Source organism: Pseudomonas sp. SA195 (genome assembly GCF_054131565.1).
On record NZ_CP096392.1, the window covers coordinates 2,697,501 to 2,721,646 of the forward strand.

Annotated in this window: 23 protein-coding genes; 9 read left to right on the top strand and 14 right to left on the bottom strand. The window is 60.3% G+C overall.

Annotated elements, in window-relative coordinates:
• Nucleotides 1-119: 119 nt before the first annotated feature.
• The 6 genes from M1D78_RS12380 (at nucleotide 120) to M1D78_RS12405 (ending at nucleotide 6,100) form a co-directional block, all read left to right on the top strand.
• Nucleotides 120-1,330, top strand: a protein-coding gene (locus M1D78_RS12380) for an IS3 family transposase (RefSeq protein ID WP_437423014.1) whose coding sequence is annotated in 2 segments (ribosomal slippage) — nucleotides 120-465 and nucleotides 465-1,330 — 1,212 coding nt in all. Because the reading frame shifts where the segments join, the coding sequence is not laid out codon by codon here.
• Between the two features lie 54 nt (nucleotides 1,331-1,384).
• Entirely contained in the window at nucleotides 1,385-2,713 is a 1,329-nt protein-coding gene (locus M1D78_RS12385; RefSeq protein WP_437422843.1) for a TRZ/ATZ family hydrolase, read from the top strand.
• A 93-nt stretch (nucleotides 2,714-2,806) separates the two neighbouring features.
• Nucleotides 2,807-3,508 carry a bifunctional 2-polyprenyl-6-hydroxyphenol methylase/3-demethylubiquinol 3-O-methyltransferase UbiG gene (gene ubiG / locus M1D78_RS12390; RefSeq protein WP_437422844.1) on the top strand — a complete coding sequence of 234 codons (702 nt, stop codon included), beginning with the start codon at nucleotides 2,807-2,809 and terminating at the stop codon, nucleotides 3,506-3,508.
• Nucleotides 3,508-4,179: an N-acetylmuramic acid 6-phosphate phosphatase MupP gene (gene mupP, locus M1D78_RS12395; protein WP_437422930.1), complete on the top strand. Its 672-nt coding sequence runs from the start codon at nucleotides 3,508-3,510 to the stop codon at nucleotides 4,177-4,179. The genes ubiG and mupP overlap by 1 nt, the downstream gene beginning before the upstream one ends.
• 58 nt (nucleotides 4,180-4,237) lie before the next feature.
• Nucleotides 4,238-4,978 (top strand): YciK family oxidoreductase, encoded by a 741-nt coding sequence (locus tag M1D78_RS12400; protein WP_437422845.1) that lies wholly within the window; start codon nucleotides 4,238-4,240, stop codon nucleotides 4,976-4,978.
• A gap of 204 nt (nucleotides 4,979-5,182) precedes the next feature.
• A complete protein-coding gene (locus tag M1D78_RS12405) occupies nucleotides 5,183-6,100 on the top strand; it encodes a GGDEF domain-containing protein (protein ID WP_437422846.1) in 918 nt (305 codons plus the stop codon).
• A gap of 36 nt (nucleotides 6,101-6,136) precedes the next feature.
• Here M1D78_RS12405 and rluB read toward each other — a convergent pair whose 3' ends face one another.
• From rluB to zwf, 4 genes are all read right to left on the bottom strand, one after another.
• Complete coding sequence (rluB, locus tag M1D78_RS12410) at nucleotides 6,137-7,276, bottom strand: 23S rRNA pseudouridine(2605) synthase RluB (protein ID WP_437422847.1); 1,140 nt, start codon at nucleotides 7,274-7,276, stop codon at nucleotides 6,137-6,139.
• 115 nt (nucleotides 7,277-7,391) lie between these two features.
• Nucleotides 7,392-8,042, bottom strand: a complete 651-nt coding sequence (locus M1D78_RS12415; RefSeq protein WP_437422848.1) for a bifunctional 4-hydroxy-2-oxoglutarate aldolase/2-dehydro-3-deoxy-phosphogluconate aldolase — start codon at nucleotides 8,040-8,042, stop codon at nucleotides 7,392-7,394.
• A 17-nt stretch (nucleotides 8,043-8,059) separates the two neighbouring features.
• Entirely contained in the window at nucleotides 8,060-8,773 is a 714-nt protein-coding gene (pgl, locus tag M1D78_RS12420) for a 6-phosphogluconolactonase (protein WP_437422849.1), read from the bottom strand.
• Nucleotides 8,760-10,229 (bottom strand): glucose-6-phosphate dehydrogenase, encoded by a 1,470-nt coding sequence (gene zwf, locus M1D78_RS12425; RefSeq protein WP_437422850.1) that lies wholly within the window; start codon nucleotides 10,227-10,229, stop codon nucleotides 8,760-8,762. The genes pgl and zwf overlap by 14 nt, the downstream gene beginning before the upstream one ends.
• Before the next feature lie 162 nt (nucleotides 10,230-10,391).
• On the opposite strand from zwf, the gene M1D78_RS12430 reads away from it, so the two are divergent.
• Nucleotides 10,392-11,246, top strand: coding sequence for a MurR/RpiR family transcriptional regulator (locus M1D78_RS12430; protein ID WP_457933592.1), 855 nt, complete (start codon nucleotides 10,392-10,394; stop codon nucleotides 11,244-11,246).
• Here the strand turns inward: M1D78_RS12430 and M1D78_RS12435 are convergent, their stop codons facing one another.
• From M1D78_RS12435 to edd, 10 genes are all read right to left on the bottom strand, one after another.
• A complete protein-coding gene (locus M1D78_RS12435) occupies nucleotides 11,247-11,438 on the bottom strand; it encodes a DUF1289 domain-containing protein (RefSeq protein ID WP_437422852.1) in 192 nt (63 codons plus the stop codon).
• Between the two features lie 83 nt (nucleotides 11,439-11,521).
• The gene (locus tag M1D78_RS12440; protein WP_437422853.1) at nucleotides 11,522-12,745 is read right to left on the bottom strand and encodes a maltoporin; all 1,224 of its coding nucleotides are present in this window, start codon (nucleotides 12,743-12,745) and stop codon (nucleotides 11,522-11,524) included.
• Nucleotides 12,746-12,967: 222 nt separating this feature from the next.
• The gene (locus tag M1D78_RS12445) at nucleotides 12,968-14,125 is read right to left on the bottom strand and encodes an ABC transporter ATP-binding protein (RefSeq protein WP_437422854.1); all 1,158 of its coding nucleotides are present in this window, start codon (nucleotides 14,123-14,125) and stop codon (nucleotides 12,968-12,970) included.
• Between the two features lie 9 nt (nucleotides 14,126-14,134).
• Nucleotides 14,135-14,980, bottom strand: a complete 846-nt coding sequence (locus tag M1D78_RS12450) for a carbohydrate ABC transporter permease (protein ID WP_437422855.1) — start codon at nucleotides 14,978-14,980, stop codon at nucleotides 14,135-14,137.
• Entirely contained in the window at nucleotides 14,973-15,899 is a 927-nt protein-coding gene (locus M1D78_RS12455) for a carbohydrate ABC transporter permease (protein ID WP_437422856.1), read from the bottom strand. The genes M1D78_RS12450 and M1D78_RS12455 overlap by 8 nt, the downstream gene beginning before the upstream one ends.
• A 155-nt stretch (nucleotides 15,900-16,054) precedes the next feature.
• Complete coding sequence (locus M1D78_RS12460; RefSeq protein ID WP_437422857.1) at nucleotides 16,055-17,305, bottom strand: ABC transporter substrate-binding protein; 1,251 nt, start codon at nucleotides 17,303-17,305, stop codon at nucleotides 16,055-16,057.
• Between the two features lie 160 nt (nucleotides 17,306-17,465).
• Complete coding sequence (locus tag M1D78_RS12465) at nucleotides 17,466-18,926, bottom strand: ATP-binding protein (protein WP_437422858.1); 1,461 nt, start codon at nucleotides 18,924-18,926, stop codon at nucleotides 17,466-17,468.
• A complete protein-coding gene (locus tag M1D78_RS12470) occupies nucleotides 18,910-19,647 on the bottom strand; it encodes a response regulator (RefSeq protein WP_437422931.1) in 738 nt (245 codons plus the stop codon). The genes M1D78_RS12465 and M1D78_RS12470 overlap by 17 nt, the downstream gene beginning before the upstream one ends.
• 36 nt (nucleotides 19,648-19,683) lie before the next feature.
• The gene (locus M1D78_RS12475) at nucleotides 19,684-20,658 is read right to left on the bottom strand and encodes a glucokinase (RefSeq protein WP_437422859.1); all 975 of its coding nucleotides are present in this window, start codon (nucleotides 20,656-20,658) and stop codon (nucleotides 19,684-19,686) included.
• Complete coding sequence (gene edd / locus M1D78_RS12480; RefSeq protein WP_437422860.1) at nucleotides 20,655-22,484, bottom strand: phosphogluconate dehydratase; 1,830 nt, start codon at nucleotides 22,482-22,484, stop codon at nucleotides 20,655-20,657. The genes M1D78_RS12475 and edd overlap by 4 nt, the downstream gene beginning before the upstream one ends.
• Before the next feature lie 124 nt (nucleotides 22,485-22,608).
• Between edd and gap the strand changes: the two genes are divergently transcribed.
• Nucleotides 22,609-23,610 (top strand): type I glyceraldehyde-3-phosphate dehydrogenase, encoded by a 1,002-nt coding sequence (gap, locus tag M1D78_RS12485; protein ID WP_437422861.1) that lies wholly within the window; start codon nucleotides 22,609-22,611, stop codon nucleotides 23,608-23,610.
• Between the two features lie 28 nt (nucleotides 23,611-23,638).
• Nucleotides 23,639-24,118, top strand: coding sequence for a methylglyoxal synthase (locus M1D78_RS12490; RefSeq protein WP_437422862.1), 480 nt, complete (start codon nucleotides 23,639-23,641; stop codon nucleotides 24,116-24,118).
• Nucleotides 24,119-24,146: the final 28 nt, after the last annotated feature.

Genomic DNA, 24,146 nt, shown 5'->3' on the forward strand with positions numbered 1-24,146 from the left:
CTTCAACAACACCTTTCCAGGCTTTACACTGCTAGAACCACAGCACATCTGAACAAGCCCCTTGAAACACCGGACACCGTTTCCCCCTTACCATAAGGGATAGGCAAACGGTCGTGTTTATGACTACCAGTAAAGACAGACATATCGAAGTGCTCGGCCAAGAGCGGCGTCGCCGCTGGAGCGTCGAGGAAAAGCTCACCATGGTTCGCGAGAGCCTGGAGCCGGGGCAAAGCGTTTCCGTCGTGGCTCGGCGCAACGGCATCAACCCCAACCAGTTATTCCATTGGCGCAAGCTTTATCAAGACGGCAGCCTTTCGGCGGTCAGTGCCGGTGAGGCTGTGGTACCGGCTTCGGAACTGGCCGATGCGATGAAGCAGATCCGCGAGCTGCAACGCATGTTGGGCAAGAAGACCATGGAAGCGGAAGTTCTCAAGGAGGCTGTGGAGATTGCCCGTTCGCGAAAATGGATTGCGCACTCACCCTTGTTGCCGGGGGACGACCAGTGAAGCTGGTTAGTGAAAGTCTCGGTGTGTCGCGCTCGCAACTGACGGCTCGAATCAAGCAGGCCACTGAAAACAAAAGAGCCCGTCGTCGGCGTATCCCTGACGATGCGGCTCTGGTGGAGCGGATCAAATCTGCGATCTCCAACTTGCCCAGCTATGGCTACCGCCGGGTCTGGGCACTTCTGCGTAGGCAGACCGAACCGGTGGTCAATGTGAAGCGGGTTTATCGCGTCATGCGCGACCACAACCTGCTACTGGAGAGGCGGCGAAAGCAACCCGGAGTAGCGCGTCGTCATGAAGGTCGAGTAGCCGTGGACGAAAGCAACACCCGTTGGTGCTCGGACGGCTTTGAATTTCGCTGTGACGATGGTGACCGCCTGCGCGTGACGTTCGCCCTGGACTGTTGTGATCGTGAAGCCATCAGTTGGGTCGCCAGCCCGCTTGGTTACAGCGGCAATGATGTCCGTGACGTCATGCTCGAAGCCGTCGAGAAACGCTTCGGACAAACGCTGCCTATCGCTCCGATCCAGTGGCTGAGCGATAACGGCTCGGCATATACCGCTGACCAGACGCGCGCTTTTGCCCGGCAGATAGGCTTGTTGCCACTGACCACGCCGGTTTGCAGCCCGCAAAGCAATGGCATGGCGGAGAGCTTCGTGAAGACGATGAAGCGCGATTACATCGCCCATATGCCACGGCCGGATCGCCAGACAGCGCTACGCAACCTGGCGATTGCTTTCGAACACTACAACGAAGAGCATCCGCACAGCGCACTGAAATACCGCTCGCCTCGGGAGTTCAGGCGAATGAGCGCAGCATCAATTTAACGGGGCCGCGGTGTCCGGTTTGATAGGGGCAAGCCCAACATCCGAAGCGATTACATGCCCTCAGCGCCCGACGATACGTTAGACCTTCTTCTTTTTCCGACATGGCTTGTCCCAGTAGAGCCTGCCGGCGTCGTGCTCAAGGGGCACGCAATAGGTCTAAGGCAAGGCCGCATCGCATTCATCGGCTCTAGAGAGCAGGCCCACGAGCTCGCGGCTCATGAGACACTTGAGCTCCCGGATATGGTTCTAACCCCCGGGCTCGTCAATGCCCACGGTCATGCGGCCATGACGCTTTTCCGCGGGCTCGCCGATGACCTTTCGCTGATGACCTGGCTGCGCAACCACATATGGCCAGCAGAAGCGAAATGGGTCAATGAGGCGTTTATTCATGACGGTACCGAGCTGGCTATAGCGGAGCAGATCAAAGGTGGCATTACCTGCTTCTCGGATATGTACTTCTATCCAGAAGTGGTAAGCCAATTGGTTCATGCCTGCGGCGTTCGTGCGCAGATAACCATTCCTGTCTTGGATTTCCCCATTCCCGGTGCCTTGGACGCTGACGAGGCTATGCGAAAGGGGGTCGAACTGTTCGATGACCTCAAGCATCACCCTCGCATGACAGTAGCCTTTGGCCCGCATGCACCCTACTCCGTAGCTGACGCGAAACTGGAATCCATCCGCACGCTCGTGGCCGAGATGGATATCGGCATTCACATGCACGTGCACGAAACCTCGCAAGAGGTAGAAGAAGCGATTCGCAAGGATGGGGAACGGCCACTGGCACGCCTCGCTCGGCTGCAGATGCTGGGCCCGCGTTTCCAGGCCGTCCACATGACGCAGGTTACCGAAGACGATATCTCCCTACTGGTCGAACACAACTGCAGCGTTATTCACTGCCCCGAGTCGAACCTCAAGCTCGCCAGCGGTTTTTGTCCGGTCGAGCGGCTCTGGGAAGCTGGAGTGAACGTCGCGATTGGTACAGACGGCGCCGCCAGCAATAATGATCTTGACCTGCTTGGGGAGACACGCACCGCTGCTTTGCTAGCCAAGGCCGTGGCGGGCTCGCCGACTGCACTGGATGCACATCGAGCATTACGTATGGCAACACTGAATGGAGCGCGAGCACTTGGTCTTGAGGATTGCATCGGCTCGCTGGAGATCGGCAAATTCGCCGATATGGTTGCATTCGACCTTTCTCGCCTAGCCCAGCAGCCCGTCTATGACCCGGTTTCGCAGCTTATATATGCCAGCGGACGCGACTGCGTGCGCCATGTATGGGTAGGCGGCAAAAAGTTGTCGGAAAACGGTCAGCTAACACGTATGGATGAAGAACGCATCATCGCGAACGCCCGGCAATGGGGTGACAAGATTCGAACGACGTAGCGCGACAAAATCGCCATGCGTCATTAGCAGGCGAAGCTGGCACCATCTGCGCTTACAGGCGAAACTTACTCGCAAATGTTAACGGGACAAATCATGAGCAACGTCGACCACGCCGAAATAGCCAAGTTCGAAGCGCTGGCCCACCGCTGGTGGGATCGCGAAAGTGAATTTAAGCCACTGCACGAGATCAACCCCCTGCGCGTCAACTGGATCGATGAGCATGTGCCGCTTGCCGGCAAGAAGGTGCTCGATGTTGGCTGCGGTGGGGGCATCCTGAGCGAAGCAATGGCGCAAAGAGGCGCTGAGGTGACAGGCATCGACATGGGCGAGGCCCCCCTATCGGTGGCGCGCCTGCATCTGCTGGAATCAGGTCTTGAAATCGACTATCGCCAGATCACCGCCGAAGCGCTCGCTTCAGAGTGCGCGTCTCAATTCGATGTAGTTACTTGCCTTGAAATGCTCGAACACGTGCCCGACCCCGCTTCGGTGATTCGTGCTTGCTGCACGATGGTCAAGCCAGGCGGGCAGGTGTTCTTTTCAACCATCAATCGCAACCCTAAGGCATATGCTTTCGCGGTCATCGGGGCGGAATATGTGCTGCAGCTCCTGCCGCGCGGAACCCACGACTATCGCAAGTTCATCCGCCCTTCCGAACTCGGCGCCTGGAGCCGGAGTGTCGGATTGGAAGTGAATGACATCATTGGCCTCACCTACAACCCCCTGACCAAGCATTACAAACTGTCGCCAGACGTGGACGTGAACTACATGATCCAGACACGCCGGCGGGAGGCATGATGCGACTACGTGCCGTATTGTTCGACATGGACGGAACGCTGCTGGACACCGCGCCCGACTTCATCGCGGTTGTGCAGGCCATGCGTTTGGCGCGCGGGCTGGATCGAGTTCCCGACAAGGCCATTCACGACGTTGTCTCCGGTGGCGCCCAAGCTATGGTAATGGCTGCCTTCGATGTGAATCCCCTTTCCGCTGAGTTCGAAATATTGCGTCGGGAGTTCCTGGATCGCTATCAGGAGCATTGCGCTGTTGAAAGCAGCCTGTACGAAGGGATGGCAGAGCTCCTTGATGACATCGAGAGGGCCAAACTGACATGGGGCGTAGTGACCAACAAGCCAGTTCGCTTCGCCGAACCGATCATGCAGCGTCTCGGCCTGGCAGAACGAGCGGCGGTCTTGGTTTGCCCGGATCATGTGAGCAAGAGCAAGCCAGACCCGGAGCCCATGCTACTCGCGTGCAGCCAATTAGCTCTGGCCCCGTCGGAAGTCCTCTTCGTCGGGGATGACCTTCGAGACATTGAATCAGGGCGTGCAGCCGGTAGTAAGACAGCGGCAGTGCGCTACGGTTATATCCATCCGGACGACAACCCTGATCATTGGGGCGCCGACGTGGTCGTCAGCCACCCGCTCGAGCTCCGCGCAGTCCTGGATCGCGCGCTTGGATGCTGTTAGCCCCCCCGAACCTAGATCGCCAGTCCCCTTGGCGCCTCATTCCGACAGTGAGACACAGATGTACGAATATTCAGCACGGCCAGATCTACTCGAAGGCCGGATCATCCTCGTGACCGGAGCCGGTCGCGGCATCGGCGAGGCGGCTGCCAAGGCCTATGCCTCCCATGGCGCAACTGTACTGCTGCTAGGTAAAAACGAGGACAACCTGAATCAGGTCTACGATGACATAGAAGCATCGGGTTGGCCGCAAGCCGCAGTGATCCCGCTCAACTTGGAGACAGCCCTGCCCCATCAGTATGACGAACTGGCTGCAATGATCGAACGCGAATTCGGCCGCCTCGACGGCGTTCTACACAATGCGGGCATCATCGGACCGCGAACTCCGATCGAACAATTGTCCGGCGACAATTTCTCCCGTGTCATGCAGGTCAATGTCAACGCGGCGTTCATGCTTACCAGTACTCTGCTTCCGCTCCTCAAGCTTTCTGAAGACGCTTCGGTCGTGTTCACCTCAAGCAGCGTTGGCCGCAAAGGGCGAGCCTATTGGGGGGCCTATGCGGTGTCGAAGTTTGCGGTCGAAGGCATGATGCAAGTCCTTGCAGATGAGCTGGAAGGCACCTCAAATGTTCGTGCAAACAGCGTGAATCCCGGTGCGACTCGCACCGATATGCGGGCCAAAGCTTACCCCGGCGAAAATCCAAGTGTGAATCCGCTACCGGAAGCCATCATGCCGCTCTACCTGTTTCTTATGGGTCCAGACAGCCGCGACGTCAATGGCCAGGCTTTGAACGCGCAGTAGCGCATCGGAACTGGCCGCCGGTTTCCCGTCGGCCTAAGCGGTAGGGAATAAACGAACCGGCGCAAATTTGCCGCTTTACTGGCGCAAGGCCATCAAGCAGAGCGGCAATATTCGACCAAAGCTTTGATCTGAAAGAGTTTTTCATTACTGGCATTTAATTCGCATAGCTTCAATCGCCAGCGCAATTGCGTACGAGGGAAAGCCATGCTGCCACTGATGCAAAACAACTTTACGGTCGATATCAGCACCGCTCGAAGCGAATGTAGCTTCCAGCCGTCGGCCAGTCGGCCGCTTGACCTGGCAGACCTAGTTCGCGTCCTGGCCGGCCGACTTCAAACTAGTCTCGAAGTAGACCGTTTGCTGACCTTCTTTTTCGAAGAGGTACGCAAGCTGACCGTCATAGACGGCATCAGTTATCGCCACACTCCGACCGAAGTCGATTTGCAAATTGGCGATCGCTCTGGGATCCAGCTTGAATTCAGCCTCTCGCACCAAGGCGATGGCTTAGGCGAACTGGTCATCTCGACTCGTGAGGCCCCTTCAGAACTAGCGGCCAGGCAACTCGCCAGCGCGCTGGACTGCCTCATCTTCCCGCTGCGCAATGCCTTGCTCTACCGCAACGCTGTACGAGCGTCACTGAGAGATCCGCTCACCGGTACAGGCAACCGGCTTGCCCTTGAACAAAGCCTCAACCGGGAAACCGAGCTAGCAAGACGCCACGGCCAAGCGCTATCGGTGATCATGCTCGACATGGACCACTTCAAACATCTCAACGACGCATATGGGCATCAGACTGGGGACGCCGCGCTCCGAGCGGTCTCACTGCTGATGAAAGAACAGCTCCGCAACGTCGACATGGTGTTTCGCTTCGGTGGCGAGGAGTTCGCGCTCGTGCTTTCGAATACCTGCTCGACCGCTACGCTGATCGTTGCCGAGAGGATCAGAGCAGCTATCGAGCAGCTGCCCTTCTTCGTCGGCGAACGGCAGGTTCGGCTGTCGGCCAGCCTTGGCTGCGCAACCTATGAGCCGGGAGAAGCGCAGGAACAACTGTTACGCCGTGCGGATCAAGCCCTTTACTTTGCCAAGCGTGCCGGTCGCAACCAAGTGTTCAGCGCAGCGTGAACGCCTAGGCCTCAACGCTGCGCCTCGACCGCCAGCTTACTCGGAACGCTTGGAGCGCCGCCCGCGACCGAAACCGGGACGCTGCCCTTCACCTGACACCCCGCCCTCTCGGGATTTAGGGGCCGGCTTCCTGCCGCTTTTTTCGGGATTGGCGGACCCGGCGGGCTTGCCATGACCACGACGAACCTCAGCCGGACGCTCAGCAACCGGCGTACCACGACGCGACGCCGGAGCCGGACGCTCTCCGCGCGGTTTTCCAGCGGAGGTCGGTGCATCCGCCTCACCCGGCGAGCGCAACACACGCGGACGTCTATCGCCACGGCCAACGGGCTTAGCGACTTTTCGCTGCAACCGGTCGAGCTTTTCCTTGGTTCGCGCCTTCATCTCGGGCAACGCCACAGGTTTGAGCCCAACTTCCTCGCTCAAAATATCGACTTCTGCCTGCGACATTTCGCGCCACCGGCCCATGGGAAGGTCCGAGGTGAGGAAAACCGGGCCGAAACGGACCCGCTTGAGACGACTCACTACCAACCCCTGCGATTCCCAAAGGCGCCGCACTTCGCGGTTTCGACCTTCCATAACAACGCAGTGATACCAGTGATTGAAGCCCTCTCCGCCTGGGGCTTGCTGAATGTCGGTGAATCGAGCCGGGCCGTCTTCAAGCATAACGCCGGTCTTGAGGCGCTCGATCATCTCATCGTCAACCTCACCTCGGACCCGAACCGCATATTCACGGTCCATTTCAAACGAGGGGTGCATGAGACGATTGGCGAGCTCACCATCAGTGGTAAACAGCAGTAGGCCCGTCGTATTGATATCCAGGCGGCCGATATTGATCCAGCGCCCTTCTTTAGGCCGCGGCAGGCGATCGAACACAGTTGGCCGCCCCTCAGGATCATCACGCGTGCAAATCTCGCCATCTGGCTTGTTGTAAATCAGCACCCGACGGAGGTTCTCGATGGCTTCCTCTCGCTTGAGCAAACGGCCATCGACCGAAATGGCGTCGTGCGAATCGACACGCTGGCCGAGTGTGGCCACGTTACCGTTGACCTTGACGCGGCCTGCGGCAATCCAGTTTTCAACGTCGCGGCGTGAGGCGAGGCCAAGGCGGGCCAGTACCTTTTGCAATTTTTCGCCGTGAGCGACATGAGGGGTAGAGTCTTCGTGTTCGGTCATCTGGGCACCTCCCGGTGTGGCAGTTCCGATGGGAAAAGGCCGCGCACTATACGCGCAACGGCCTACATACGCATCATCAGCTTAGCCGGATCGCCGGCGACGAGGACGCTTAGGATCAACGCGGACCGAGCGCCGCCAGCGCATCGGCGGTGGCACGCGTGATGCTGCTCCAATCGCCTGACTTGAGCGCAGACGAATCGATCATCCAGGTACCGCCCACGCACATCACGTTGGACAACGCCAAGTACTGCGAGGCATTCGCCGCGCTAACGCCGCCGGTCGGGCAGAACCGCACATCCCCGAACGGGCCACCGAGTGCCTTGATCGCATTGACCCCACCGCAAACCTCGGCTGGAAACAGTTTGAATCGGCGATAGCCCAACGCGTAGCCGCGCATGATGTCGGAAGCACTGCTGATGCCCGCCAGCAGCGGGACGGAGCAATTAACGCCGGCCTGCAGCAACTCATCCGTGCACCCCGGCGACACGATGAACTGAGCGCCAGCGGCTTCGACCTCATCCATCATGCGCTTGTCCAGCACCGTACCCGCGCCGATGCAGAGGTCGGGGCGCTCTTGCCGCAGGCGGCGGATGGCGGTGAGGCCATGGGCCGAACGCAAAGTAATTTCCAAGGCTGTCAAACCGCCCGCGGCAAGTGCATCGGCCAACGGGAGGATCTGATCCTCGCTACCGATGGTAATCACCGGGAGGATGCGTGCTTCGGTACAGATTTTTTCGATCGCGGCGTTCTTTTGTTCCATGGACATGACTGAATCCTCGGCCCTCAAGGGCACCAGTAAATTTCCAGAGGGGATCGCAGGAATGCCCGAATAGGCATCTGCGACGGGTCAAGGCGCATGGCCTGTCGTAAAGTTTCAAGCTTGGCAGTGCCCTGGATAGCAAGACACTGGACGTACGCTGCCGCGAGGACTGGATAGGTCAGGCTGATCCGCTCGCTGGGCTCGACAGGTGCCAGCATCGGCAGGCATCGATCGCTGCAGGCACTATCGAGCGCCTTCGCCAGCAGAGGGCTGCCGGGAAACAGCGAAGCGGTATGGCCATCGTTGCCCATCCCAAGCACCAACACATCGATAGGCATACCCAGGCGCTCCAGCCCTTCGCCTGCGCGCGCCGCGGCCTGATCCAGGGTGTCACCAGCCTGATACAGACCGATCAATTGCGCAGCCGTAGCAGCGTTCTGAAGCAAGTGCCGTCGCACGAGCCCTTCATTACTGTCCGGATGCGTCGGCTCAACCCAACGCTCGTCGGCCAGGCTGACCTGCACACGGGACCATTCCAACGTGTAGCGGGAAAGCGCCTCGAAAAACGCAATGGGGCTGCGCCCTCCAGATACCACCAAGCTGGCCGTATCTTTTTCTTTCAAAGCTGCCTCGAGTGCTTGGGCAACGCGGGCAGCCAAGGCATCAGCGAGCTGGGCGGCATTGGCCAGGTCGTGCGTGACCACATCGGGCGGAAGCACCAGCTCAGAGATCGCCATACCAAGACCTCCCGTCACGTGTAATAAGTGCTATCGACGCGACTGGCCCCCAGGAGCCAGCCGGATAGGCCTTGGGCGGCTCCCCCATGCGAGACCAACCGTCGATCAACTGGTCACACCATTTCCAGGCGTATTCGATTTCGTCCTTGCGTACGAACAGGTTTTGGTTGCCCTGCATCACCTCGAGCAATAGCCGTTCGTATGCATCCGGAATTCGGGAGCTCTTGTAGGTTTCGGAAAAATTGAGCTGGAGCGGACCGCTGCGCAAGTGCATACCCTTGTCCAGGCCCTGCTCCTTCGTCATGACCTGCAGCGAGATGCCCTCGTCCGGCTGCAAGCGGATGATCAGGCGATTGCTGATCAACGAACGCTGCTCGGGCGCAAATATGTAGAACGGCGGTTCCTTGAAATGGATGACGATCTGGGAAACCTTCTCACCCATGCGCTTGCCTGTGCGCAGATAGAACGGTACGCCGGACCAGCGCCAGTTGCAGATATCGGCACGCAGCGCGACGAACGTTTCCGTGCTGCTCTCAGCGTTGGAATTCTCTTCTTCAAGGTAGCCAGGTACCGTCTTGCCACCTACGGAGCCGGAAACATATTGCCCCCGTACGACATAGCGACCCAAGCGCTCCGGAGTGATCGGCGCCAGCGCCTTGAGCACCTTGACCTTCTCGTCGCGGATGCTATCGGCGGTGAGGTCGCTCGGCGGATCCATCGCGATGAGGCAAAGCAGCTGCAGCAGGTGATTCTGGATCATGTCGCGCAACTGGCCCGCCTGATCGAAATAGCCCCAGCGCCCCTCGATACCCACCGTTTCGGCGACCGTAATCTCCACATGCGAGATGTGGTGCTGGTTCCACTGCGTTTCGAACAGGCTGTTAGCAAAGCGCAAGGCGATGAGGTTCTGTACCGTCTCCTTACCGAGGTAGTGGTCGATACGGTAGATACGCGACTCGGGGAAGAAACGCGCCACCGCTTCGTTGACCACGCGAGAAGACTCGAGGTCATGACCGATCGGCTTCTCCAGAACGACCCGCGTCTGGTCCGCCAGGCCCGTCTCGGCGAGGTTCTCGCAGATCGCCCCATACACTGCCGCTGGCGTCGCGAAGTAGGCTATGAGCGGCATTGCCGACGACACCTTTTCAGCAAGCGCCGCGTAATCGGCCGCGTTGCGAAAATCCATCGTCAGATAGTCCAGTCGGCTGTGAAACCGTGACAGCGCGTCTTCATCAAGCTGCGCCGCGGGCACATGCTTGCGAAGCGCCTGGTCGATACGCTGCAAATGCAGCTCGGCATCGCCCGTATCGCGGGAAAGCGCCAGAATGCGCGTCTCGCTGTGCAACAGCCCGGCCCGGTCGAGCTGATAAAGTGCCGGGAACAGCTTGCGCAGAGCCAGATCGCCCAGAGCGCCGAACAGCGCAAAGGTCGTCGCATCAACAGTAATAGCAGGCATGATCTTTTTATTAACCAAATTAGGCTGCGTGTGGGATAGGCTTTCGCAGTTTAAGCCCAAAATGTTGTTGTTAAAACAACAAAAGCCGTATTTTTTGCTCTTAGCGACGCCGTATTCGCCAGATCACGGCGACGAGCCCTTGAAGGAAGAGACATGGATCGCATGAAAAATCTCTTGGAACAGATAAAAAATCGGCTGGACGAGCTGAATAAAGCCGAACGCAAGGTCGCCGAAGTGATCCTCAGCGACCCTCAGCAGGCGACTCGGTATAGCATCGCGGCCTTGGCGCAGGCAGCAAACGTCAGCGAGCCAACGGTCAACCGCTTCTGCCGGTCGTTCGGTGCCGCCGGGTATCCGGCCCTGAAAATCCAACTGGCGCAGAGCCTCGCCAGCGGTGCGGCCTATGTCAGCCAGGCCGTTGAGGCGACGGATGGTCCGGAAGCCTATACGCGAAAAATATTTGGCAGCGCCATCGCCTCGCTGGATGCCGCCTGCCAGGCCATCGATCCGAAAGTGATCAGCCAAGCGGTCGATCTCATGATTCAGGCGCGTCAGATTCACTTCTTCGGACTCGGCGCTTCGGCATCGGTCGCGTTGGACGCCCAGCACAAGTTCTTTCGATTCAATCTGCCGGTGACGGCCCACGCCGATGTGTTGATGCAGCGAATGCTCGCCTCGGTCGCGCATACCGGCGACCTGTTCGTGATCATCTCCTACACCGGACGTACCCGTGAGCTAGTCGAAGCGGCAACCATCGCGCGGGACAACGGAGCCTCCGTACTGGGGCTGACCGCGGCGGATTCACCGCTTGCCAAGGTGTGCACCCTGAGCCTGGACATACCCCTGCCGGAAGACACCGACATCTACATGCCGATGACGTCCAGAATCATTCAGCTGACGGTGCTCGATACCCTTGCGGCGGGCGTGACGCTTCGCCGCGGCGTGGATTTCCAGCCCCACCTTCGCAAGATCAAGGAAAGCCTGGTCGCGACGCGCTATCCCAGCGAGGACAGCTGATCACTTCTTTTTCCTCGCAGCCTTGCCCAGCCGTTTCAAACGCTTGGCGGCCAACTCATTGACCGCCTTGCGCTCCTTATTGGACAGCCCCTTCCATGCCTTCATTTCGTCCCGGCTGCGGCCGCATCCAATGCAAACTTCGTCTTTGAGCTTGCAAAGGCTGATACAGGGATTTTTCGCCTTGTCGCCCAAACCCACCTCCGTCCAGCTGTGCGTATGGCTAGTAGAAAGGCACAGCTGCCGGAGGTTCTAACCGATTCAGGCTATCGCGCCAATCAGTCCCACCAGTACTCGACCTGTACACCGAAGTTGGAACCGTGCTGCGCATTCCCGAACGCGCCGGTGTCAGACAGGGCGCTGCCCGCCGCCATCAGGTTCGCTGCACGTTGCGCGGCGTCATTCCACTGCGCGTAGGTGTAGTACAGGCGCACTTCCGGGCGAGCCCAGAATTCAGGGCCGGCGGGCGACCAGGTCGGCGCAACGGTAAATTTGGTGAGCTTGCGGGTGCCGTCTGGAGCGTCGATCTGATCGTGACCAACTTCCGCGACAAGCTTGAACTGTTCAGTCAGTCCATACACCGGGCGCACGCCGACCGAAATCCAGTCCTGGTCGCCGCCATCCTGCCGCTTGTCCTTCTGATACACCGCCTGGAATTGGCCACCGAAGCGAGGCGTGACCTGCCAATCGAAGAACTCCACCACCCGCCAGCTCTTGTCGCTGCTACCGAGGGTGACATCACCGGTATAGCCCAGCCCTGTACCGGGCCCCTCGCCATACTGCAGCGCGAACGTGTTGCTGCCACCAAGAAAGCCGATCTGCTTGTGCTGGGCCGTGACCGACCAGCCGCTGTTGGAGTCGTTACGGTCCGGATCGTCGATGTAGCTAACCCCGAACATAAGTTCGCCATCGGGATTGGTATCGATACCGCCCACGTTGAAGTCGTGACGATTGGTGTAGTTTTCCTGGAAGACATTGTCCTTACGGGAAAAGGCGTAGCTGTATTTCAGCCCGCCAATTTCCATGTCCTCGATGCCAGCGCCGGTCGCGCTCTGGTTCCAGTAATAGAAGTCGGAGATATGAATGTCGTTCCGCTTGTAGAATCGCCGGCCGGCCCACAGGGAACCGCCGTTCAGTGCCGGCACCTTGCTCCATTCGGCGTAGGCCTGAACCATGCGTGCGAACCCATGGTCGCCAGTGAACTTCGGCGTGTGGTCATATTCGTTGTACAGCGCGGCCATGCCTTCTACGCTCAGGACGGAGCCGTCGCTCAGCGTGAACAAATCCTGGCGCAAACCGAGCTCGGCATACTGCTCGCATTCGTTGCCGAGACGGAACTTCGAAGGTGCGCCGGGCAACTGGAAACAGGCCTGCGAGTCGCTCCCGCTGGATTCGCCGATACCGCTTCGCACATAACCGTTGAAGTCCAGAGCCTGGACAGTAAACGGCATTGCGAGACTGGCCAACGATACCGCCAGGCCCAAGCGTGTGGTCTTTTTCATATCCGCTCCAAATAGCTCTTATTGTTGTTACTGCCGTTGGATTGAGCCGCTGTGGCTCTCCTTAACGATCCGCGTGCGAGCGATGCCAGCAGCGGTTCGACTTCCCGGCGGCGCCTGGGGTTCGCCCTGCGCCGCCAAAAAACCATGTACATCAATAACATTCGGACGAAAGCTGTGCCGGTACGCAAATATCCAGCGACCGGGCTTTTTTCCCACATGGCTTTAACGCGCAACCAACCGTGTCACCGTGCCGTTGCGGCCTTGGCCACCATTTCCATTAGCGACGCCTAGGCGTTCGCCGGTCTTGGCGTCGAAAAGCAAAACTTTGTCTGGCTCGAATTGCAGCGTGAGGGTACTGCCGGCATCGGTCGCGGCATCCGGCGCAAGCCGCACGCACACCTTGGTCTGGTTGAGTTCGACGAAGACCATGGTGTCAGGGCCGGTGGGCTCGACCACCTGCACCTCTGCGCGCAAGGATGGCAGCGCAGGATCGCTACCCAAGCTGATCTGTTCCGGGCGTATGCCAAGGATCACTTCGCGCCCCTCAAGGGACTCGCCATCAGCCAGGCGCAACGGCAGTTCGCATCGATCCTGGCCGCTGTCGAGCAGCGCCAGCCACGCGCCGCCCTGCCGGTTCAGGCGCAGCGGGATGAAGTTCATCGGCGGCGAACCGATGAAGCTCGCAACGAACAGGTTCGCCGGGTTGTTGTAGATCTCCTTCGGAGTGCCGAACTGCTGCACAACGCCTTCCTTCATTACCGCGACCTTGTCGCCAAGCGTCATGGCCTCGATCTGGTCGTGCGTAACATAGACGGTGGTGGTCTTGAGGCGTTGGTGCATCAACTTGATTTCGGTGCGCATTTCCACGCGCAACTTGGCGTCGAGGTTCGACAAGGGTTCGTCGAACAGGTAGATCTTTGGCCGCCGCGCCAGTGCCCGCCCCATCGCGACACGCTGCTGCTGACCACCGGACAACTGCGACGGCTTGCGGCCTAGCAGGTGCTCGATCTGCAGCAGCTTGGCGACCCGGGTCACCTCTTCCTCGATGGTCGCCGCCGGCACCTTGCGCATTTTCAGGCCAAAGGCGATGTTTTCCCGCACCGTCATCGTCGGATAGAGGGCATAGGACTGGAACACCATGGCGATGTCCCGATCCTTCGGGCTGGCCGAGCTGATATCGGCGCCATCCACGCGGATTTCGCCCCCGGTGATTTCCTCGAGCCCGGCGATGCAGTTCATCAGCGTCGATTTCCCGCAGCCCGAAGGCCCGACAAGAATGAGGAATTCGCCATCGTCGATCTTCAGGTCGATGTCGTTTAGCGTGTCGTGCGCACTGCCCGGGTAGCTCTTGCGGACATTGCAGAGTTCAAGTGCAGCCATGTTGTTCTCCTAACCCTTGACCGCGCCGGCAGTGAGCCCGCGCAGGAAATACTTGCCGGCAAGCACATACACCACCAGCGTCGGCAGCGCAGCGATCACCGCGGCGGCCATGTCTACGTTGTATTCCTTGGCGCCTGTGCTGGTGTTGACCAGGTTGTTCAGCGCCACCGTGATCGGTTGCGTATCGCCGCTGGCGAAAACCACCCCGAACAAAAAGTCGTTCCAGATCTGCGTGAACTGCCAAATCAGGCAGACCATGATCGTGGGGATCGACATGGGCAGCAGGATCTTGGCGAAGATAGTGAAGAAGCCTGCTCCGTCGAGACGGGCGGCACGGATGAGCGCATCCGGCACACTCACGTAGAAGTTGCGAAAGAACAGCGTAGTGAAGGCCAGCCCATAGACCAGGTGCACCAGCACCAGGCCGGGCGTCGTATTGGCCAGCCCGAGCTGACCGAGGGTGAACGACGCTGGCAGCAAGATGACCTGGAACGGCAAGAAACAACCGAACAGCAACAACCCGAAGAACAGCTGCGAGCCACGGAACCGCCACATGGCCAGTACGTAGCCGTTCAATGCCCCAAGCAGCGTCGAGATGATCACCGCTGGCACGGTGATCTTCACCGAGTTCCAGAAATACCCCCCAACCGCGTCCCAAGCCTTGACCCAGCCGATTACGGTCATCACGTCCGGCCAGGACAGCAGGTTGCCGGTCCGGATGTCCTCGGGTGTCTTGAAGCTGGTCAATAACATCACCACCAGCGGCACCAGATACAGGGCGACTGCCGTCAACAGCGTCGCGTAGATCGCCACTCGGCTGAATGTCAGGCGCTTGCGCCCTACCAGACTAGTCATGGCGCTTGTTCCTCAGTTCCGAATAAAGGTAAGGCACCACAATCGCCATCACCGCGCCGAGCATCAGGATTGCGCTGGCGGCGCCCAGCCCCATCTGCCCACGGGTGAACGTGTGTGCGTACATGAACATCGCCGGGAGATCCGAGGCATAGCCCGGCCCGCCTGCGGTCATCGCGGCCACCAAGTCGAACGCCTTGATCGCAATGTGCGCCAAGATCATCAATGCGCTGAAGAACACGGGACGCAGGCTCGGCAGAACGATGCGCAGGTAAATACTGGGCAGGCTCGCACCATCGATTTGTGCAGCCCTGACGATGGACTGGTCCACGCCACGCAGCCCGGCCAGAAACAGGGCCATGACAAAACCCGATGCCTGCCATACAGCAGCGATGACCAGGCAATAGACCACTCGGTCCGGATCGACCAACCAGTCGAAACGAAAACCTTCCCAGCCCCAGTCACGCAGCATTTTGTCGATGCCAAGGCCGGGGTTCAGGAGCCACTTCCAGGCCGTGCCGGTGACAATCATCGACAGCGCCATGGGGTAGAGATAGACGGTACGGATGAACCCTTCACGGCGGATACGCTGGTCCAGCAACACCGCAAGCAATACGCCGATGACCAGGCTGACCGTCACGAACAACCCGCCAAAAACGAGTAGGTTTTTGCTCGCCACCCACCAGCGGTCGTTGTTCCACAGGCGCTCGTATTGCAGCAGCCCAACCCATTTGTAGCTGGGCATGAAGCGGGAGTTGGTGAACGAGAGAAGGAAGGTCCAGAAAATGTAGCCGTAGAAGCCGACCAACACGATCAGCATGCTCGGCGCCAGGACCAGCTTGGGTAGCCAGTGCTGCAGCGCGTCCAGAGGGGAAGCCTTCGGCAGCCGGGACGCCTTGGTGATGACAGCGGTTGAGCTCATGAATGGCTCCGGGAGAATTCAGTACGCATGGCTCGTCTCGGTACGGATCGATCGGCAAGCGCTACCCAGCGCGGCCATGAACACTCTGGCCGCCGGGTTTGCGATGCCATGCATCGTTGATTTGGAAAAGGGGGCGCCTGGCGCCCCCGGAAGCCCTACTGGACTGCCTGGATCGCAGCTGCTAACTGCTGCGCCGCTTTCTTCGGATCACCGTTCGGATCGTTGAAGAAGTTGGTGACGACATCGAACACCGCGCCCTGCACGTAGCTGGAGGCCGCCATACCGTGAGCCAGACTAGGCACCAAGCCCGGGCCCTGCGCCGACGCTTTGAAGTCCTTCATCGATTGCTGGGCGCAGCTATCGAATTCACTCATGTCCTGGTCGAGGCGAACCGGGATCGACCCCTTGTTCTGATTGAAGAACTGCTGGAACTCAGGCTCGAGCACAGTGCGCGCCAGATCTTTCTGGGCTTGGCGGTTGTCCTCGTTGCTGAGTTTGAACATCGCCAGCGAATCGATGTTGTAGGTGAAGCTACCCTGAGTGCCAGGGAATGGGATGCACTTGTAGTCCTCGCCTGCAATCTTGTTTGCAGCCGTCCACTCGCTTTTGGCCCAGTCGCCCATGATCTGCATACCGGCCTTACCGTTCATTACCATCGCCGTAGCGCTGTTCCAGTCACGACCTGCCGCATTCTGATCGACGTAGCTGCGCAGCTTCTTCAGTTGAGTAAACGCCTCGACCATCTTGTCGCCGGTCAGCACGTCCCGGTCGAGCTCGACGAAGGCCTTGCGGTAGTCTTCTGGGCCGAGCACGGCGAGCGCGACGTCCTCGAATACGGTGCCGTCCTGCCAGGGCTGGCCGCCGTGGGCAAGCGGCATGAAGCCGGCGGCCTTGAGTTTGTCGGCAGCGGCATAGAACTCGTCGAGTGTGGTCGGCGGCGTCGCGCCCGCCTTCTCGAACACTTCAGGGTTGATCCATAGCCAATTGACGCGGTGCACGTTGACCGGCACGGCTACATAGTCACCCTCGTACTTCATTGCCTTGGAGACCTGCTTAGGCAGCAGCTCATCCCACTTAGCCTTCTCGGCGACCTCGTTGAGGTCGGACAGCAGGCCCAGCTCACCCCACTCCTGGATGTCGGGGCCTTTGATTTGTGCTGCGGCAGGCGCATTACCGGAGACGGCACGGGTCTTCAAAACGGTCATGGCGGCTTCGCCACCGCCGCCCGCGACGGCGAAATCCTTCCAGGTGTGGCCCTGTTCTTCGACGAGGCGCTGCAGCGTATCGGCAGCGCGCTTTTCACCGCCGGACGTCCACCAATGCAGAACTTCGACTTCACCGGCATGGGCGAGTGGAACGAGGGAAGCAAGGGAAACAGCAGTAACTAGACGATGTATCGCGTTCATGGGTTTTCCTTTCTTGTTTTTATCGATGCAAGGCTTGGCTTGCGCTGCATCGATTCTAGGCGAGCCTTTCGGCGCCCCGGGTAACGAAGGGATATGGAAACGTCACAGGCCAGTTACAAAGCTCGCCGGCTTGTAACGACGCTAGAGCAGCAAGCTGTGGTCAGGCCGTCTCACGCGGCAAGCTGAGCGTGACCCGCAAGCCACCTTCATCGAGGTTGCTCAAGCTGATTTCGCCGCCGTGGGCATGCGCGATGTTGCGCGCGATTCCTAGCCCGAGCCCATAGCCTGGCTGTTTCGTCGCCAAGCGAAAGTTAGGCTCGAACACCTGCTCGAGCCACGCCTGGGGCACGCCGGGCCCCTCGTCGTCGACATGGAGCACGAAGGTGCGCCGGTCATCTTCGATGCGCAGATGGGCACGGTCCCCGTACTTGAGTGCATTGTCGAGCAGGTTGCCGATGCAGCGCTTGAGCGCTAGCGGTTTGCCAGGGTAGGGCGCGGCCGCCCTACCCTGCACCGTTACTCGGCCGTTGCCGGCTGGCGCCAAGTAGGGCTCGGTGACACAGTCGAGCAACAGGTTAAGGTCGAGCGGCTCGATGTTCTCGTGGATGTCGGTGTCCTTGACGCATTGAAGCGCACCCTTGACCAGCAGTTCGAGCTCGTCCAGGTCGCGGCTGAATTTGCGCTGCAGCGCCTCGTCCTCGAGCAGTTCGACGCGCAGCCGCAGGCGTGTGATCGGGGTGCGCAAGTCATGGGAAATCGCACTGAACAACTGGCTGCGCTCGCTGAGGTAACGCCCAATGCGCTCGCGCATGCTGTTGAACGCCCGACTGACCTCGACCACCTCGCTTCCGCCGGCTTCGGGTAGTAGTTCGATCTCGCTACCCAGCGACATCTCCCGCGCCGCACGTGCCAGACGCTTGAGAGGCCGACTCTGCCAATGCACCAGAACGCCGATGAACAGGAGCAAAAAGCTGCTGGTGAACGCGATGAACCACAGCTGCTGAACCGGAATGACGTCCTCCTCCAGGCTCGCGTAGGGCGCCGGCATCAGCGAGGCGAGATAAAGCCATTCGTTAGGGGCGATCTGGATCTGCGTCACCAGTACCGGCGGGTTCAACGGCTCCAGGCTCAGCGCGTAGTGCGCCCAGGAGCGAGGCAGCTCGTCGAGTTTCAGCCCGCCGTTGAAGATTCGCAGGTCATCGGGGCTGACGAAGCTGACCGACATATCCACGTCCCGCCCCAGCCGCTCGCGCAGTACCTCATCGACCTCGGCGAGCACCGCACGCTTGCGCTCGGTTGGCGGCAGCACCTGCATATCCAGTGGCTTGTCATTGAGCGAAACGAAGAACCGTGTCCCCCCCATGCTGCGCAGCTGATCAAGCACCAACGGGCGGTAGCCCAGCGGTAAGGAACGGAAATAGCTGACGCTGGCGGACATCGATTGCGCAACGCTGCGCGCACTGGTCAGCAGCCCTTCCATCTGGCTTGCGCGTAATTGCGACACCCAGATAAAGCTCGACAAGGCCTGCGCCAGCAGCACAGCGAGCAGGGTCAGCAGCAACATTCGCCCGAGCAGCGAACGCGGAACCAGCGGCCAGCGGCGCTTATCCGAGCGAATCATGATGAGGCATCACCTGCGCGGCGAGCAGATAACCGCTGCCCCGAACGGTGCGGATCAATCGCGGGCATTTGCCCGTGTCACGCAGGCGCTGTCGCAGGCGGCTCACCGCCATGTCGACGATGCGCTCGAGCGGCATCACCTCGCGACCGCGGGTCGCATTGGCGATGGTGTCACGGTCGAGGATTTGCTGCGGGTGATCGAGAAAAAGCTTGAGCAAGGCGAAATCCGCGCCGGACAGGAGCACTTCTTCGCCGTCCTGGTGAAACAACCGATGGCTGATCATGTCCAGGCGCCATTCATCGAACGCCAGCACGTCGCTACCGCCTCGCTCGTGGGCGAAGCTCACCCGACGCAGCAGCGCCTTGATACGCGCCAACAACTCCCGCGGGCTGAAGGGTTTGCCCAGGTAGTCGTCCGCACCGAGTTCGAGCCCGATCACCCGATCGGTTTCGTCGGAGCTGGCGGTCAGCATGATGATCGGCATCTGCGCAAGGCGCTGATGCCCACGCACCCAACGACAGAGGCTGAAGCCGTCTTCGTCGGGGAGCATCACGTCGAGAATGACCAGGTCGGCCGGGTTGCTGCTCATAGCATCGCGAAACTGCGCCCCGTCAGCCACGGAACGCACGCTGAATCCCGAGCGGCTCAGGTAGGCCTCCAGCAGTTCGCGGATTTCCTGATCGTCATCGACCAGCAGAATCGATCTTCCCGTCTGTGTCACCGGCATCCCTTCTCTTGTTATGTCGTTCGAGGCGGGTCAAGACCCGCAGGGCGCGCCCTCCAGCAAGGACTGAAGCGCGACACCTGCACCTTCCAGCCCAGGGTATTCCGCCGTCACGACCCAAACCGGAACCTTGTCAAAATAGCGACTCATATAGCCCTTGTCGCGAAAGCTCTGAGCAAAGCCGCTGCGGGCGAAGAATTCTACGAAGCGCGGCACGATACCGCCTGCGATATAGACGCCACCCTGCGCTCCGGTCGTCAGGACATTGTCGCCGGCAATCCGACCTAACCATACGCAGAATTGTTCCAGCACTGATGAAGCGTACGCATCGCCATCGAGCGCCGCGGCCGTAACCTCCGCCGGCGTCGTCAAGGTCGCGGCCACGCCATCCAGACTGCAGCTAGTCCAGTAGAGCTCCAGCAAGCCGCCGCCGCTGAGCACCGCTTCGGCATTCACGTGGCCAAGCTTTGCGTGCAACCGTTCCCACAACGCAGCCTCCCGGCGACTGCCGATTGGCAAGCAGACGTGCCCGCCCTCTCCGGGCAAGGCTTGCCAGCGGCCGTCGGGCAACGGCAACAGCGTGGCCACACCCAGACCGGTACCTGGGCCGATCACCAACCGAGCACGACCGGGTGCCGATTGCCCTGGGCAGATCTCGATCAGCTCACCGTCACGCAACCGGGTCATGCCCAACGCCATCGCCGTGAAATCGTTGATCAACAGGAGCTCGCTCAACCCCAGGTCTTTGCAGAATGCCTGTCGGCTCAGCCGCCAGTGGTTATTGGTGAAGGCGAACTCGTCGCCAGACACCGGCCCCGCACACGCAAGGCAGACCGCCTCGAGCGCCTCCAACTGCAGGCCGACCTCATTGAGATAGGCCCTGATCGCATCTTCCGGTCGGGGGAATTCCCGGGTTGGCAGCACCCTTACCGAATGGATCTGCTGGTCACGCCAAACAGCGAAGCGCGCATTCGTTCCGCCAATGTCTCCAACCAGGGCCGCCTTCACTTGAGTGCCTCCAGTCCCTCGGTAAATACGCTCGCTCCCTGCTCGGCTGGGCTGAAGGCCGCACGCAGGAAGCCGAACAGCTCGCGCCCGCAACCGATTCCCAGCCCTTCCGGCGCCATAATCCGCTCGCGCGCCTCGAACTCGGCCTGGTCGACCAGCACACACAGCTCACCGGTTTCACCATCGACGCGGATCACATCGCCGTCCCGCACCTGGCACAGCGGCCCGCCATCGAGCGCCTCCGGGCTGACATGAATAGCCGCGGGCACCTTGCCTGACGCGCCAGACATGCGCCCGTCCGTCACTAGCGCGACCTTGTAGCCGCGATCCTGCAGCACACCGAGAAATGGCGTCAGCTTGTGCAGCTCCGGCATGCCGTTCGCCTTGGGCCCCTGAAAGCGCACCACGGCGACGAAGTCGCGCTCCAGCTCGCCGTTCTTGAATGCCTGGGCTAGCTCGGCCTGATCACCAAACACCCGTGCCGGCGCTTCGACCACACGATGCTCGGGCGCCACAGCCGAAATCTTGGTCACGCCGCGGCCGAGGTTACCTTCCAGGACTCGCAACCCGCCTTCGGGCGAGAACGCCCGCTCGGCCGGCCGCAGGATAGCCTCGTCCAGGCTGTTTTCCGGGCCTTCGCGCCAGACGAGCTTGCCGTCCGCCAGGAATGGCTCACGGGTGTACTGCCGAAGGCCCTGCCCCATGACGGTATACACATCTTCGTGCAGCAAGCCGGCGTCAAGCAGCGTACGAACCATGAAGGGCACACCACCGCAGGCATGGAAATGATTCACGTCGGCCTGGCCGTTGGGGTAAACCTTCGCCAGCGTCGGGGTCACGGCGGAGATATCCGCCATGTCCTGCCAGGTCAGTTGGATACCAGCGGCCTGGGCGAAAGCCGGGATGTGCAGCGTGTGGTTGGTCGAACCGCCGGTGGCGTTCAGCGCGACGACCGAATTGATGATGGACTTCTCATCGACGACCTTGCACATCGGTACGTAGCTGCCCGACTGCGCCGTCAGTCGCGTCACCTGCCGAGCGGCTTCGCGGGTCAGCTCGTCGCGCAGCGGCGTGTACGGATTGACGAAGGACGACCCCGGCAGGTGCAGCCCCATAATCTCCATTACCACCTGATTGGTATTGGCCGTGCCGTAGAAGGTGCAGGTGCCGGGACTGTGGTAGGAGAGCATCTCCGATTCGAGCAGCTCTTCTCGGCTCGCCTTGCCTTCGGCGTAGCGCTGGCGAACCTCGGCCTTCTGCTTGTTCGGAATACCTGAGGGCATCGGGCCACCGGGGACGAAGACGGTCGGCAGGTGCCCGAAACGCAACGCACCGATCATCAACCCGGGAACGATCTTGTCGCAGATGCCGAGATAGAGCGCCGCATCGAACATGTTGTGCGACAGCGCGACCGCGGTAGCCATGGCGATGACTTCGCGGCTGGCCAAGCTCAGTTCCATACCGGCCTCGCCCTGGGTCACGCCGTCGCACATCGCCGGCACGCCACCGGCAAATTGGCCGATCGACCCCATTTCGCGCAGGGCTTCCTTGATCACATCGGGAAAGTACTGGTACGGCTGGTGCGCCGACAGCATATCGTTGTAGGCCGACACGATCGCGACGTTGGCTTCGTTCATCAGACGCAGGCGTTGCTTGTCCTCCTGCGATCCACATCCGGCGACCCCGTGGGCAAAGTTCGCACACTGCAGCTTGCCGCGCTGCGGGCCCTGGCTCGCCGCGGCGGCCATCTGCGCCAGATAGCGTTCGCGCGTGGGCCGGCTGCGCTCGATCAAACGTTCGGTGACTTCCTGAATCCGCGGATGCATGCCAATCACTCCTGCTACTTAATCTGTAGTTTTACAAACAAAACATAGCACCAATGGGCTTGATTTCTATTTTGACAGGAATAATCTTGTAATTCCCATAACAAATTCCGCCCAGGACCTTCTTATGACCATTCGCATCGCCATCAACGGTTTCGGCCGTATCGGACGCAACGTCCTTCGTGCCCTGTACACCCAGGACTATCGCGAACACATGCAGGTCGTCGCCATCAACGACCTGGGCAGCAGCGCTATGAACGCGCACCTGTTGCAGTACGACACCGTCCACGGCCATTTCGATGCCTCGGTGGAAGTCGCCGACGACAAACTGATCGTCAACGGCGACGCCATCTCGGTGTCGGCGATCCGCAACCCGGCCGAACTCCCCTGGCGCGCGCTGGACGTCGACGTGGTGTTCGAGTGCACAGGCCTGTTCACCTCGAGAGACAAAGCCGCCGCGCACCTTCAGGCCGGCGCCGCCAAAGTCATCATCTCAGCGCCGGCGTCTGGCGCGGACGCGACTATCGTCTACGGCGTCAACCACGACACGCTGCGCCAATCGCATCAGATCATTTCCAACGCATCCTGCACGACCAACTGCCTAGCCCCCGTCGCGCAAGTGCTATCCCGAGCATACGGCATCGAACACGGCCTGATGACCACCATTCATGCCTATACCAACGACCAGAACCTGTCGGATGTGTACCACAGCGATCCGTACCGTGCGCGCTCGGCCACGCAGTCAATGATTCCGACCAAGACCGGCGCAGCCGAAGCCGTTGGCCTGGTGCTGCCGGAATTGGCCGGCAAGCTGACCGGTATGGCAGTGCGAGTCCCGGTCATCAACGTGTCGCTTGTCGACCTGACCCTGGAGTTGAGCCGCGAAACCACCGCGGACGAAGTCAACGCGCTGATGCGCGACGCGAGTGCGCGTTCGCCAATTCTGGACTGCAATTCGCTGCCGCTCGTGTCCTGCGACTTCAACCACAACCCGATGTCGTCCATATTCGACACCAACCATACGAAGGTGAGCGGGCGCCTGCTGAAGGTCATGGCGTGGTACGACAATGAGTGGGGCTTCTCCAACCGGATGCTCGACACCTGCCGTGCCCTGCACGAGGCGCCCTGATCTCATCAGGTAGACGACAAGGAAGCGCATGAACCGTATCGATTTCATCACCGCAACGTTGCCCGCCCGCAAGCGGATCGCGCTCGTCGCCCACGATCACTGCAAGGCACGTTTGCTGGAGTGGGCGCAGCGGCAAAAGGAACGGCTGGCGCGTCACGAGCTGATCGCCACCGGCACCACCGGTCTACTGCTGGAGCAGCACTTGCAATTGCCGGTGGAGTGCATGATCAGCGGGCCACTCGGAGGCGACCAGCAGATTGGCGCACGCATCGCCGAGCGGCGAATCGACATGCTTGTGTTCTTCTGGGATCCGTTCGAGCCCCAGCCCCATGACCCGGACGTGAAGGCGCTGCTTCGGGTCGCGGCGGTGTGGAACATTCCGCTAGCGGCCAACGAAAGCAGCGCGGACTACCTGCTCTCCAGCCCGTTACTCGAGCAGGCGCATTCGCTGCTGGTTCCGGACTACGACAACTACCTGTCTGCACGCAAACCGACAACGCGCAGCTGACCGCAACCGGCGGCGGAAGCCCGCAGCG

Excerpts from the sequence above, each read along its gene's own strand:
- M1D78_RS12385 (WP_437422843.1), top strand. The coding sequence starts at position 1,385 with ATGCCCTCAGCGCCCGACGATACGTTAGACCTTCTTCTTTTTCCGACA.
- ubiG (WP_437422844.1), top strand. The coding sequence starts at position 2,807 with ATGAGCAACGTCGACCACGCCGAAATAGCCAAGTTCGAAGCGCTGGCC.
- mupP (WP_437422930.1), top strand. The coding sequence starts at position 3,508 with ATGCGACTACGTGCCGTATTGTTCGACATGGACGGAACGCTGCTGGAC.
- M1D78_RS12400 (WP_437422845.1), top strand. The coding sequence starts at position 4,238 with ATGTACGAATATTCAGCACGGCCAGATCTACTCGAAGGCCGGATCATC.
- M1D78_RS12405 (WP_437422846.1), top strand. The coding sequence starts at position 5,183 with ATGCTGCCACTGATGCAAAACAACTTTACGGTCGATATCAGCACCGCT.
- rluB (WP_437422847.1), bottom strand. The coding sequence starts at position 7,276 with ATGACCGAACACGAAGACTCTACCCCTCATGTCGCTCACGGCGAAAAA.
- M1D78_RS12415 (WP_437422848.1), bottom strand. The coding sequence starts at position 8,042 with ATGTCCATGGAACAAAAGAACGCCGCGATCGAAAAAATCTGTACCGAA.
- pgl (WP_437422849.1), bottom strand. The coding sequence starts at position 8,773 with ATGGCGATCTCTGAGCTGGTGCTTCCGCCCGATGTGGTCACGCACGAC.
- zwf (WP_437422850.1), bottom strand. The coding sequence starts at position 10,229 with ATGCCTGCTATTACTGTTGATGCGACGACCTTTGCGCTGTTCGGCGCT.
- M1D78_RS12430 (WP_457933592.1), top strand. The coding sequence starts at position 10,392 with ATGAAAAATCTCTTGGAACAGATAAAAAATCGGCTGGACGAGCTGAAT.
- M1D78_RS12440 (WP_437422853.1), bottom strand. The coding sequence starts at position 12,745 with ATGAAAAAGACCACACGCTTGGGCCTGGCGGTATCGTTGGCCAGTCTC.
- M1D78_RS12445 (WP_437422854.1), bottom strand. The coding sequence starts at position 14,125 with ATGGCTGCACTTGAACTCTGCAATGTCCGCAAGAGCTACCCGGGCAGT.
- M1D78_RS12450 (WP_437422855.1), bottom strand. The coding sequence starts at position 14,980 with ATGACTAGTCTGGTAGGGCGCAAGCGCCTGACATTCAGCCGAGTGGCG.
- M1D78_RS12455 (WP_437422856.1), bottom strand. The coding sequence starts at position 15,899 with ATGAGCTCAACCGCTGTCATCACCAAGGCGTCCCGGCTGCCGAAGGCT.
- M1D78_RS12460 (WP_437422857.1), bottom strand. The coding sequence starts at position 17,305 with ATGAACGCGATACATCGTCTAGTTACTGCTGTTTCCCTTGCTTCCCTC.
- M1D78_RS12465 (WP_437422858.1), bottom strand. The coding sequence starts at position 18,926 with ATGATTCGCTCGGATAAGCGCCGCTGGCCGCTGGTTCCGCGTTCGCTG.
- edd (WP_437422860.1), bottom strand. The coding sequence starts at position 22,484 with ATGCATCCGCGGATTCAGGAAGTCACCGAACGTTTGATCGAGCGCAGC.
- gap (WP_437422861.1), top strand. The coding sequence starts at position 22,609 with ATGACCATTCGCATCGCCATCAACGGTTTCGGCCGTATCGGACGCAAC.
- M1D78_RS12490 (WP_437422862.1), top strand. The coding sequence starts at position 23,639 with ATGAACCGTATCGATTTCATCACCGCAACGTTGCCCGCCCGCAAGCGG.